This window comes from Streptomyces sp. NPDC002935 (assembly GCF_040611295.1).
In the GTDB taxonomy this organism is placed as follows: domain Bacteria; phylum Actinomycetota; class Actinomycetes; order Streptomycetales; family Streptomycetaceae; genus Streptomyces.
This window is the reverse complement of sequence record NZ_JBEXNW010000039.1, coordinates 35,259-47,129: the sequence shown is the minus strand read 5'-3', so window position 1 is coordinate 47,129 and position 11,871 is coordinate 35,259. Positions and strand designations below refer to the sequence as shown.

The 11,871-nt window shown below is 71.3% G+C and carries 8 protein-coding genes and 2 pseudogenes; 9 read left to right on the top strand and 1 reads right to left on the bottom strand.

Annotated features, from left to right (window positions below):
* Positions 1 to 26 precede the first annotated feature (26 nt).
* A pseudogene (locus ABZX90_RS36425) lies at positions 27 to 176 on the bottom strand (HNH endonuclease); the annotation flags it as partial.
* Between the two features lie 90 nt (positions 177 to 266).
* Between ABZX90_RS36425 and ABZX90_RS36420 the strand changes: the two are divergent.
* The 9 genes and pseudogenes from ABZX90_RS36420 to ABZX90_RS36380 form a co-directional block, all read left to right on the top strand.
* Positions 267 to 441 (top strand): annotated as a pseudogene (locus ABZX90_RS36420) (recombinase RecQ); the annotation flags it as partial.
* A 411-nt stretch (positions 442 to 852) separates the two neighbouring features.
* Positions 853 to 2,553 carry a trypsin-like serine protease gene (locus tag ABZX90_RS36415; protein WP_355212240.1) on the top strand — a complete coding sequence of 567 codons (1,701 nt, stop codon included), beginning with the start codon at positions 853 to 855 and terminating at the stop codon, positions 2,551 to 2,553.
* Between the two features lie 3 nt (positions 2,554 to 2,556).
* Positions 2,557 to 4,641, top strand: coding sequence for a tetratricopeptide repeat protein (locus ABZX90_RS36410; RefSeq protein ID WP_355212237.1), 2,085 nt, complete (start codon positions 2,557 to 2,559; stop codon positions 4,639 to 4,641).
* 152 nt (positions 4,642 to 4,793) lie between these two features.
* Complete coding sequence (locus tag ABZX90_RS36405; RefSeq protein WP_355212234.1) at positions 4,794 to 6,230, top strand: vWA domain-containing protein; 1,437 nt, start codon at positions 4,794 to 4,796, stop codon at positions 6,228 to 6,230.
* A gap of 17 nt (positions 6,231 to 6,247) precedes the next feature.
* Positions 6,248 to 7,075: a hypothetical protein gene (locus ABZX90_RS36400; protein ID WP_351130914.1), complete on the top strand. Its 828-nt coding sequence runs from the start codon at positions 6,248 to 6,250 to the stop codon at positions 7,073 to 7,075.
* A complete protein-coding gene (locus ABZX90_RS36395) occupies positions 7,072 to 8,301 on the top strand; it encodes an ABC transporter substrate-binding protein (RefSeq protein ID WP_355212231.1) in 1,230 nt (409 codons plus the stop codon). The genes ABZX90_RS36400 and ABZX90_RS36395 overlap by 4 nt, the downstream gene beginning before the upstream one ends.
* Before the next feature lie 17 nt (positions 8,302 to 8,318).
* Complete coding sequence (locus tag ABZX90_RS36390; protein WP_351130917.1) at positions 8,319 to 8,648, top strand: CU044_2847 family protein; 330 nt, start codon at positions 8,319 to 8,321, stop codon at positions 8,646 to 8,648.
* A 327-nt stretch (positions 8,649 to 8,975) separates the two neighbouring features.
* Positions 8,976 to 9,962 (top strand): hypothetical protein, encoded by a 987-nt coding sequence (locus tag ABZX90_RS36385; RefSeq protein ID WP_355212227.1) that lies wholly within the window; start codon positions 8,976 to 8,978, stop codon positions 9,960 to 9,962.
* A gap of 59 nt (positions 9,963 to 10,021) precedes the next feature.
* Positions 10,022 to 11,869, top strand: a complete 1,848-nt coding sequence (locus ABZX90_RS36380; RefSeq protein WP_355212224.1) for an HSP90 family protein — start codon at positions 10,022 to 10,024, stop codon at positions 11,867 to 11,869.
* The last annotated feature ends 2 nt before the right edge of the window (positions 11,870 to 11,871 follow it).

The window sequence follows — 11,871 nt, the reverse complement described above, 5'->3', positions numbered from 1 at the left end:
AATGGCCCGGCAGCACGTTGCCGCCCGGTGACGTACGGGCAGCGGTAGCACGCGAGGGGCGGCAGCCAGGTGGTCGGGTCCTGGTCCGACTTGGAGCGGTTGGCCGCGGCGGAAACTGCGATCAGCGCGGGGTCGTCGAGGTCGTTGGCGTAGGCCTCGCGCTCTCGCGCCGTCCACACCGTCCACACCGTCCACGCCGTCCACGCCGTCCACGCCGTCCACGCCGTCCACGCCGAGGCTCCGCTGTCCCACGGTTCAGCAAGCGGTCGGGTGCGGGGAAGTCCGCCGTGAACCACGTGCCCGGTGTGCTGCTGGACGGGCCGACCGTCGTGGTCTCGCCCCTGATAGCACTCCAGCGGGACCCAGGCCACGGATCTTGCCCGTATCGAGGGATCCGGCGCCTCGGTCGTCAACTCCGCGCAGCGCGCAAGGGACAACGAAGCCGTGTGACGTGTCTACGGCGATGTCGGCGACCTAGCGGTCCACCGCGGCCTGCCTCCTCGCGCACCGCACCCACGCGGCAATCGACTACATCGAGTGGAACTTCGGCCGGATGATCTGCTGCTGCCCCACCGAGCTGCCGACGCGCAGCCACGCGTTCGCGCCAGATCCGCCCACAGGTCCCTCGATTCCGAGATCGTTCACCGGCTGGAGGCCGAACGCGCGCCGCTACCACGGCAGACGGCGAATCACGCTGACGGCGATGCGCCTTTCCCTGCCCCACTCCGCAGGGGTCCGATTCCTCCCCGTCCTGAAGGCCGGGGCATCCTCGGAAGTCTCAGGTGACACCCGGGACCGACCCGGTCTCGCCAACCCGGCTCAATGTGAAGCTCGTTGCCATACCTTGGAGATATGGCGCTGCATCACCACAGTGACCGTCCGTGGCGCGTGAGGGTGGACGACGAGGAAGGTACGCCCTGTGGCGCCGGAGTACTGCTCGACGACCGGCATGTGCTCACCTGCGCGCATGTGGTCCGTTACGCCGGAGCCGCACCCGGGGGCACCACCTCTCATGTGCGGATCAGCAGTGTGGCGTGCCGCCCGGAGTGGACCCGCACCGCGCACGTGGCCTTGAACACGTGGGTGCACGACCACGGGACGCAGCGCGGCGACGTGGCACTCCTCGAACTCGACGAGCCGGCCGACTGCGGTACCCGGACCACACTGTGGAAGGCACCCATCTCCGGCGGCATGGTCCAGGTGTACGGCTTTCCCCACGACGAACCGTTCGGCATGGGGGCGGACGCACGGCTTGCGGGATCGGGCCACCGGCAGGGCGAGTGGGGCTTGCTGAAGCGGATGCGCGAGGGCGACCCGTGGATCGAACGGGGGTACTCGGGCGCCGGGGCGATGGCAGTGGGCGGCGAGTTCGACGGCCGCGTCATCGGCATCGTGGTGGCCGACTACGTCAACGGCGACGCGAAGGCGGCCTGGATGCTGCCGACCGAGACGATACTGACGTATCTGCCCCGGATCGAAGAGTTCACCGGAGGGGACCGCAACGACGAACTGGGGCCCTCGCGCGGCGAGTTGCCCCACGATGTGCTGGGCGACCCGCTGCGGCTCGCACTGACGCAGGAGCTCACCCGGCTGCTCGACAGCGACTGGTCCGGCACCGTCGTCGTCGGCACCGGCGGCACGACCGCCGTGGGCGACTCCTGGCTCGTCCGTCTGGTGCGGACGGCCGATCCGGCGGCCCGGGCCACCGTCACCGACGCCGAGCTCAGCGGTGCCCCCGGGGACACCGTCCTCGGGCTCGGAACCTTCGACGCGGCCTACGACGCGCGCGGCAGGTCGGTCGCCGACGTCAGCGACTACCTCACGGGCAGGTTCGGACTCCCCGGCGGAGACGCCCAGGAAGTGCGGCGACAACTGCTGCGCCGCAGGCCGCCCGCCTGTCTGGTGGTGAGCGGCGTCGACCGGGCCCAGGACCCGGAAGCCCTGTTACGTGAGCTGCTGGGGCAGTTGGCCGCCCGCGCCCGGTCGCGCGGCGTCCGCCTCGTCCTCGGCTTCGAGGGCGTGCCACCGGCCGACCTCGCCTACGACGTCTCCCTCGACCCCGAACCGCTGGGCGGGGACGGCGTCCGGGCCGTGACCGCCGCCGAGGTCCACACGGTCGTCGGCCGGCTCGCGGCGCAGGAGGACGCCGCGTCCGCGCTGCAGCAGGAGTGGGGCGTACGATTCTTCGCCGCGCCCCGGCTGCCGCCCCGTGCCGCGCCCCGGCTGAGGGTCCGGCTGGCCGTGGCACGGGCGACGGAACCCGACCACGAACTCACTGCGATCCACGACCGGGCCGACGACGCCCGCGCCGCCCTGGTCCGGTTCGATCACGACCTGCGCCGGCTGATCGCGGCCCACGAGGACCTCACCTCCGCCCTGGAACTGCACCGTGTCCGGGCCGCGCGGTATTTCGGCGCCGAGGACCGACGGCTCGCCGAGCGACACGCCCCCGCCGCTCGCGCACTGCGGACCGAGCCGATCGACCTCGTGGCCGCCCGCACGCTGGTCAGGCGCTACTTCGACGAGGTCAACCGACGCTTCGAGGAGAAGTGACACGTGGGCACGAGCCCTCAGATGTGCAACCGCCCCGACTGCGGGCGCGGCACGATCGACGAACAGGGCTTCTGCGACGTGTGCGACCGGCAGCCGTTGCCGCGGGACGCCGCCGCCTCGGCGGACCGCGCCCCGGAACCGGAACCGCCGACGCGAGGCGGCGCGAGCGTCGGCGTGGCGCACGTCCGCCCGGACCCCTGGTACGGCCTCGGCCTGGTCGACTCCGATCAGGCCCTGGGGGTCCGGGACGTACCCTTGAGCTCGTCGGACCCGGTCGCCGAGTCGCACCGCTTCTGCCCCAACCCCTCCTGCAGGCAGCCGGCCGGCCGTGGCCACGACGGCGAGCCGGGCCGGACCGCCGGTTTCTGTCCGCACTGCGGCACCCGTTTCGACTTCGCCCAGTCCAACGGACTCACCATCGCCGATCGCTACGACGTCACACGCGTCGTCGGCTCGGGTGCGTACGGCGCCGCCTACCTTGCCCACGACCGCAATCTCGCGACCGACGTCGTCCTCAAGGCCCTCCACAAGTCGGTCGCCAAGACCGCCCGGCACGAACGGGACGTCCTGGTCGGGCTCCGGCACGACAGCATCGTCCGCATCCTGGGCTACGAGCCCGAAGGGCCGCACCTCGTCCTCGAATACGTGCCCGGCGAACCGCTCTCGGCCCGCGACGGCGACCGCCTCGAAACCCTCCTCGCGCACGGCGTCCGCGTCCTCCAGGCGCTCGACTACCTGCACGCCCGGGGCCTGCTGCACTGCGACGTCAAACCCCTGAACATCATCCGCTTCCGCGAGGAGGGCCCTGCGGGCGCGCTCGACCGGGTGCGGCTCATCGACTTCGGCGCGGTGCGCAGCCACACAAAGGACGCCGGGCCGGTGGTGGCGTACACGCGGGCGTACGCGCCGCCGGAGACCGATCCGGAGCATCTGCGTCCCACCCCCGGCTTCGACCTCTACGGACTGGGCATGACCCTGCGCGAGGTCTGCCGCTCCCGCTGGACGGACCGCTCCGTACCGGGCGTCGACTCGCTCCATCTGCTTCTGGACCGTGCCACGGACCCGGAGCGGCCGTGGTGGCGGTTCGTGTCGGCACGTCAGTTCGCGGAACAGCTCAGCGGTGTCATCCGGCAGGTCGTGGCGGCTCCGCCGACGCATCGTCAGGTGGCCCGTCCCTCCGCTCTGTTCGGCTCGGCGCCCGAACCGTTGCACGGCGGGCTGGGCGCGGCCCGGCCCCTTGCCCACTGGGTCGAGGCGCAGGCGGACGAGCGGGCACTGCTGAAGATGCCCGCGCCGTTCTCGTCCCCGGAACCCGGTGACGTCGCGGCCGCCCTCCCGGCCCCCCTGTCCGATCCCGACGACCCGGGCGTCACGGGCTCGGCCGACGGCGCGCTGGCCGAGAGCAGGCTCGCCCTGCGCAGAAAGGACGCCGCGTCGGCGGCAGAACAGCTCGCGGCGGCGGGCCTGCACGACTGGCACTGGCTGCACGACTGGTACTGCGGCCTGATCGCGCTGGCCGACGGGTACCCCAAGCGGGCCGCCATCGTGCTCACCCAGGTGCGCAGGGCACTTCCCGGTGAGCTGATACCGCAGCTCGCCCTCGGCCTGTGCGCCGAGCTCCGCGGGGACCGCGCGCTCGCGCGGTCCCACTACGGCACGGTCTTCGACACCACCCCCGCGCTCGGTGCGGCGGGCTTCGGCCTGGCCCGCGTCCTGCTGCTGGCCGGCGAGCGCGCTAAGGCGGTGGACATCGCCGAACAGCTCGCCGAGGAGTTCCGCTACGAGCGCGAGGCGCGCTTGGCGGCCGTACGCCTGCGCGTCATGGTCCTCTCCGAGCCGGGCCACCCGGCGCCGACCGAGGACGACGTGGCCCGGGCCAGAGCGGCCTTGCCTGGCCTCGACGTGGACGAGGCGGCGGCTGCCGCGCTGCGTGCCGAAATCCAGTACGCGGAGTTCCTGCTCACCCACGACCGGCTGAAGCTGTCCGACGCGATCCGCGCCCTCGGCCCGCACGCGCCGACCGAGCGCGAGTACGTCGCACTGGTGGACCTGGCGAACCGGCTGCGTCCGGCGCTGAGATGGAGATAGCCGGGGAAGCGTGGCAGAACGGGTCATTCCCGTTCCGGAGCCGGGTCGAGCAGGCTAAGCTCCTGACACGTTCCGTCGAGCAGGCGAGTGCGCTCCGTAAGGGAAGCACGCAGCGACACGATCGGGTGGTGCCGGTGGGGGACAGATCACCCTTGGGGCTCAGCTTCATCCTGGAAGTGGACGCGCCCTCGGATCTGCCCTACGACGAGCGGCGCGCGGATGCCCTGATCACCGTCACGGCACGCTCCGCGACGGGCTCGGCCGAGCAGGCTCCGAGTGCCGAAATCCTCATCATGGACCGCTCGTTGTCCATGTCCGGCCACAAGCTCGACGAGGCGAAACGCGCGATGTGCGCGGCCATCGACACCCTTCGGGACGGCACCCTCCTGGGGATCGTCGCGGGCAACCACCAAGCCGACGTGATCTTCCCGACGACCGGCGGCCTGGCCCGCGTCGACGCCCGGACCCGGGAGGACGCCAAAATCCGGGTCGTCGGCCAACTCGCGGAGGGCGGCACGGCGATCGGCCAGTGGCTGGCGGGCGCCCGCCGCCTCTTCGCCTCCGTGGAGTCCCCCGGCACGGTGCGCCACGCAGTGCTCTACACCGACGGCAAGAACGAGCACGAGACACCCGAACAGCTCGGTGAGATCCTCACGACGTGCACCGACGAGTTCATCTGCCACGCAAGAGGCTTGGGCGACGACTGGCACTACACCGAACTCCTCCGCGTCACCGAGGCCCTGCACGGCACCGCCGAGGCCGTCGTCACCATCTCCGACCTCACCGAAGACTTCACCCGCCTGATGCGCGAGGCACTGCGGATCGTCGTAGCCCGGATGTATCTGGGCCTGCGTCTCAACAGCCGATTTCAGCTCGCGTTCGTACGGCAGACCCGCCCCGTCGAGGCCGAACTGACGGCACGACAACAGCGTGACGGCGAGACACACATCCCGCTGGGCTCCTGGGCCCCGGAGACCCGCCAGTACCAGATCTCCCTCGGCGTCGACCCCGACAGCCTGACCGTCGACGAGACCCTGCGTGCCGCCCGGGTCACGCTGCACGCCGAGTTCCCCGACGGAACCCGTCGGCCCTGCTCCGAGACCGCGGCCATGGTCGTACGCCGCCGCTCGACACCCGGCTTCGGAATAGCCCGCTCCCCCGACCTCACCCGCGTCGAGAACGAACGCGAACTCGGCATGGCCATGCGCGCCTGCGCCGACGCCCATCTGCGCGGAGACCTCGACCGCGCGGACCGCGAACTGCGCCTCGCGATCGGCCTCGCGGAATCCCTCCGGGACACCACGCGCCTGCGGCTGCTGCGCGCGGTGGCGACCGGCGGCCCCGACGCCCGGCTGCGGGTGCGGCGGGACGTGGCCCGGGGCCAGATACTGGGAATCGGTGTCGACTCGACCAAGACCGTGAGCCGACCGGTCGACCCGCACGACCTCCCGCCCCTCGACCCCGGTCTGCCGCGCGCGTGCCTACGGTGCGGAGCGACGTCGGCGTCGCCCACGGCCAAGTTCTGCGAGGAGTGCGGGCATCGGTTCGGGGATGCGGGTGTGGGCGGTGAGCCGGTGGACGGGTTGTGACCGGCGTGCGGTCGCGTGTGCCTCATCCGATCGTAGTGCTGCGGTGGCTCAGGGCGGGCGTACTGGGCGTGGTGGCGGTGACGGCACTGCTGTATCTGGCGGTGGCGAACCGGACCGGAGAGCAGGTCGCCGCCGCTCACCGCACAACGACGGCCATCCGGCACCTCCACGCGGCGTACGACCAGGCAGGAAAGGCGAACGACGCTCTCGACGCCGTCTCCGGTGCCAGGGCGATCGACCTGACCAGCACCGGTACCGACTTCGCCAACGCCGCCGCCCGCGTGGCCTCCCACCTCACGTCGGCGACGGAGGGCAACGCGGCCGGAGAGCGGGGGCTGAGCCACATCCAGTTCGTCCAGGGCCAGTTGGCCACGTGTGTGCAGATGGCCAACACGGCGGTCCTCGACGGGGCGCCGGGCATGGCGAGGGCGCGCGACGCACTGGACGACGCGCCGGAGTACGACGGCAAGACTGCGGTCCCCTTCACCGGCGGTCTCAGGCAATCGCTCAGGGATCTACAGGAGTTGGAGGCCGATGCCCGCCACGACCAGCTCAGCTCGGGCTGGCGCAGCCCCGGTCTCCTCTGGCCCCTGTTCATCGGACCGGTGGCGGTCATGCTGCTGCTGGTCTGTGCGACCGGCTACATCGTCGCCCGGCGCTTCCGGCGCTATCCCAGCCCGGCGCTCGTCGTGGCCCTGCTGGCCACGGCGTCGATCGGCTTCACCATGTGCACGACCGACACTCTCACCGGGGCAATCGCGCTGCCCGTGCTCGCCGCCGCCGGTGCGTTCGCATATCTGGCCTATCGTCCCCGTCTCGCCGAGTACAGGTTCCCTCGCTCATGAGAAGACTCACGGCACCACTCAAACGCTGTGCCCTGGTCCTCGGGTTGCTCCTGGCGCCGGTCGCGTGCGGCGAACCGGAGAAGGCCAAGGTGACGATCATGGTTCCCTGGTCCGGCACCGAGTTCAAGGCGTTCTACGCGGTCGTCAAGGCCTTCGAGCGCGATCACGACATCGACGTCGAACCGCAGGTGACCCGCGCACTGACCCAGCAGCTCGACGCCGCGGTGGCCGCGGACGCGAAGCCCGACCTGGCGGTGCTGCCCAGCGTGGGAGCGATCGCCAAGTACCGCGAGGAAGGGGCGCTTTGGAAGCTGAGCGTCGACACGGACGCCTACGTGCAGCCCTTCCGCGGGCTCGGCATGAACGGCGCGGATGTCTACGCCGTCCCCGTCAAGGCCGACGTCAAGAGCCTCATCTGGTACGACGCCAGGGTCACCCCGCAGCCTCCCGGAAGCTGGACCGCTCTTCGGGCCCGTTCCGACCGCTGGTGCCTGGGGCTGGAGTCCGGTCCGACGTCCGGCTGGCCCGGCGCCGACTGGATAGCGGACATTCTGCTCGCCGACAAGGGCGTTGGCCCGTACACCGCCTGGGCCTCGGGCGACGCGAAGTGGCACAAGGGGCCCGTCGAGGATGCGTGGACCGCGTGGGGGGACCTCGTCGCAGGTGCTCGCAAGGGCGCGGCCACGTTCAACTTCCGCGCCGCCGCCGAAAAAATGACCACGAGGGGGTGTTCCCTGAGCCACGGCGCCCTGTCCGCGATGGCTTTCGAGTCGGCCCAGGTGAGGGACGACGGGTACACCTACGTACCGTCCTCTCGTGAAGCCCTGCAGGTCTCGGCGGACTTCGTCGGAAAGTTCACCGGGAACAAGAGCGCCGACGAGTTCCTCACGTACCTGGCCAGTGCGCAGGCCCAACGGGCCTGGGTGAACGAACCCGGCTTCGCGCTCTCCGCCGACAACAGGGTGACAGAGTACGACAACGCCACTCAGGGCCGGATAGCCGCACTGCTCCGCTCCCCCCGTTACACGCTCTGCTTCAGCGCCGCCGACGCGATGGATCCCGACGTGTCCGCCGCCTTCTACCGAGCGGTGCTGGACTCCACGAACGGCAAAGACCTGACCCCACTGCTAGAGGCACTCAACAGGGTCCAAAAGGAACTCGGATACGCGCACCCCGAATCCCCGCCGCCGCCCGGACCATTCTGCAGCCCCCCGAGCCACCCCTGATCCATCCAGGAGCCTTCATGCCGGACGCCATCCAGTTCACCCTCGACGACGGCACCGTCGTCCTCGTAGCCGCACCCGCCCGCACGGGCACCGGCGCCGTGAGCCTGGGAACCCGTCTGGAGAGCGCGGGAAGCAGCCTGCGCGCGGCACTGACGCCGATCACCTCCGCCGCCTCCGAGGTGATCGGCCAATTCCGCGACATCGCTCAACGGCCCGACGAGGTGGAGGTCACCTTCGGCGTCGTCCTGGACGCCAAACTCGGCGCGGTCCTGACGAGCGTCAGTGCGAGCACCCACCTCGACGTCACACTCCGCTGGAGCGGCACAGAACCGACACCACGGAACTGACCCCGGACCCGGCGCCCTCCTGCAGCGGTTCACACCCCACAAGGTGTCGTCGCCGGGCGAGGCCGCACCCGCCGCTGGGTCGTCCCATCCACACATCCGCGTCCGCGTCCTCCTCCTCGTCCGCGAGAGCCCATGCCAGCGATCACAAGCCGGAGTCGTACAGGTGCCGGCAAGGACCGGACGAGCGAGCCGACTGGACGGGACGGGACGGCGGACAAGGAGCGGGCTCGGGCCCGTGAAGCGCCGGTGGAAAAACTGTGGAAGCGGTGTCGGCAGGGCCGTTTATGCTGCACCGAATGATCATGCAGGACCATGGGAGGGCGCGGCATGTGGGGCAAGCTTTTCGGCAGGGGTGCGGAGAGGCCGGCGACGGATCCGCACGCTCTCCCCGTGCTGCGCAGGCACAGGAACGGAACGCACACGCTGCGCGCGCTCGGCGACGCGCGGGTGCTCGCACTGGTGGAGGCGGCCGACGCGGGTGACTGGGCGGCGGTCAAGGCAGCGCTGGCCCCCTTCCATCTCGGCCGCGACCACCAAGTCCTCGCCGAGCTGGCCGATTTGGACGGTGTGCAGGAGTGGATCGGCCGGGCCGTCGAGGAGGACAAGGAGCACCGGGCGACGGCCCTGCTGATATCCGGGGCGCGCCACATCAGTTGGGGCTGGGAGGCGCGCACCAGCGCGCTCGCCGTGAACGTCAAGCAGGAGCAGTGGCGCGTTTTCCGTGAGCGGCTCCTCATCGCCGAGGAGCAGTTGCTCGAGGCCGCCGAGCTGCGGCCGGACTGGGTCACGCCGTGGCGCCGGCTCCTCACCTCCGGCCGCGGTATGTCGCTGGGCCCCGCCGTCAACGAGGCCCGGCTCGACGCCGCCCTGCGCCGTGACCCGTTGGACCTGGAGACCCACGTCGAGTGGGTGTCGCAGTTGCAGCCCCGGTGGGGTGGCGATCCCGGCCAGGCCCTGGCGTTCGCCCGGAACGCGCTCACCCGCGCCCCGCAGGGGCACCGCCTCGGCTGCGTCATCGCCACGGCGCACATCGAGGACTGGGTCGAGTCGGATCGTCCGGACTGCCTCGAAACCCCCGAGGTCCAGGCCGAGTTGCGGAAGGTGGCCGACCACAGCATCCTCCACCCCGCCTACCTGCGTCGCCCGGGCTGGCAACACGACTTCAGCGTCTTCGCCATGGCCCTGTCCCTGGCCGGTGAGCGCCACACGGTCCGGCGCGTCTTCCAGGCACTCGACGGCGCCTACACCGGGCGGCCCTGGACCTACTTCGCGGAGCCCGAGAAGCAGTTCGCCGTCCACCATCGCCGCGCCTGAGCGCAGGCCGAACCCGGTCCCGTCCGCCACCCGCCATCTCTCCCCCTCCGGACTGTCCGATGACACTGCCCGACACCGCCTCGATCCCCGCCGCCAACGACCGCACCTTCCAAGTGGATCTGCGCGGCCTCGTCGACCTCCTCTCCCACCACCTCTACTCCAGCCCCCGCGTCTACCTGCGCGAACTACTGCAGAACGCGGTGGACGCGCTGACCGCCCGGCACTCCCTCGAACCGGGCGCCCCGGCCGACGCCTTCGGCATCCGCCTCTACGCCGACGGTTCGGTGGTCCGCGTCGAGGACGACGGCGTCGGTCTCACCGAGGACGACGTGCACACCTTCCTCGCCACGATCGGCCGCAGCAGCAAGCGCGCCGAGAGGATCGCCGAGCAACGCGCTGATTTCATCGGCCAGTTCGGCATCGGACTGCTCTCCTGCTTCCTGGTCGCGGACGAGATCCACGTCCTGAGCCGCTCCGCCCGCACCTCCGACGCCCCCACCGTGGAATGGCGGGGACGCGGCGACGGCAGCTACACCGTCCGCACCCTGCCCGCCTCCGCCCGCCCCCGGCCCGGCACCACCGTCACGCTGACGCCGCGCGCCGACGCCGGCGAGTGGACCCGGCCGGTACAGGTTCACGCGCTGGCCCGGCACTTCGGCTCCCTGTTGCGCCACCCGGTGACCTTCGAAGACAGCACGAGTGGCCCGGCCGCACCGGTCAACCCCGAGCCCGCACCCTGGGCAGACACGTATCCCACGCCGGGAGCCCGTTCGCGTGCCCTGGCCGCCTACGGCAAGGAAGTCTTCGGATTCACGCCGCTGGACACGATCGAGCTGGACCTGCCGGCCGTAGGCCTGAAGGGCATCGCCTGTGTGCTGCCCGAGACGGTGCCGGCCGGGCGCCGCCACGGACACCGCGTGCACGTCAAGGGCATGCTGCTGTCGGAGCAGGCCGAGGAGATCCTGCCCGAGTGGGCGTTCTTCGTCCGCTGCGTCGTCGACGCCGAGAGCCTTCGCCCGACGGCGTCCCGCGAGTCCCTGTACGAGGACGACACCCTCGCCGCCGTCCGCGACGCCCTCGCCGAGCGACTACGCGCGTGGATCGCCCGGGCCGCCGCCAGCGACCCGGATCTGCTCGCCCGCTTCCTCCAGGTCCACCACCTGGCCGTGAAGTCCCTCGCGGTGCACGACGACGAGATCCTGCGGATGCTGCTGCCGTGGCTGCCGTTCGAGACCACCGACGGGCACGCCACTCTCGACGAGTTCGCGCGCACGCACCGCACCGTGCTCGTGACGTCGAGCGTGGAGGAGTTCCGGCAGGTCGCCGCGATAGCCTCGGCCGCCGGGCTCGGCGTCGTCAACGGCGGCTACACCTACGACCGTGAACTGGTCCACCGGCTGCCCGAGATCAGGCCCGAGGCGAGCGTCGCGGACCTCGACCCGGCGACCCTCACCGCTCACCTCGACCCCGTCGACCGGGAGACGGAACTGGCCGCCGCGGCCTACCTCGCCCAGGCCCGCGACGCCCTTGCCGTGTTCGACTGCGACGTCGCCCTGCGAGCCTTCCAGCCCGCCTCCGCCCCCGCCCTCCTCGTCGACAGCCGCGAGGCCCGGCACGAGCGCACCCGCTCCCAGCTCGCCCGTGAGCAGGAAGGCGGCGTATGGGGCGACATCCTGGGCGCCCTGCGCCAGGAGGCTCCGCGGGCACAGCTGATCCTCAACCAGCTCAACCCGCTGGTTCGCACCGCCGTCACCATCGGCGAGCCCGAGCTGGCCCGAACCAGCGCCGAAGCCCTCTACGGGCAGGCCGCGATGCTGTCCCGGCGCCCGCTCAGGCCCGCCGAATCGAGCCTCATCAACCGCTCCTTCCTCGACCTTCTCGCCCACGCCCTCCGCAAGGACAGCTGACG

What these genes read in the sequence shown, in the direction of transcription:
- ABZX90_RS36385 (WP_355212227.1), top strand. Translation starts at nt 8,976, where the DNA reads ATGTGGGGCAAGCTTTTCGGCAGGGGTGCGGAGAGGCCGGCGACGGAT.
- ABZX90_RS36380 (WP_355212224.1), top strand. Translation starts at nt 10,022, where the DNA reads ATGACACTGCCCGACACCGCCTCGATCCCCGCCGCCAACGACCGCACC.
- ABZX90_RS36415 (WP_355212240.1), top strand. Translation starts at nt 853, where the DNA reads ATGGCGCTGCATCACCACAGTGACCGTCCGTGGCGCGTGAGGGTGGAC.
- ABZX90_RS36395 (WP_355212231.1), top strand. Translation starts at nt 7,072, where the DNA reads ATGAGAAGACTCACGGCACCACTCAAACGCTGTGCCCTGGTCCTCGGG.
- ABZX90_RS36390 (WP_351130917.1), top strand. Translation starts at nt 8,319, where the DNA reads ATGCCGGACGCCATCCAGTTCACCCTCGACGACGGCACCGTCGTCCTC.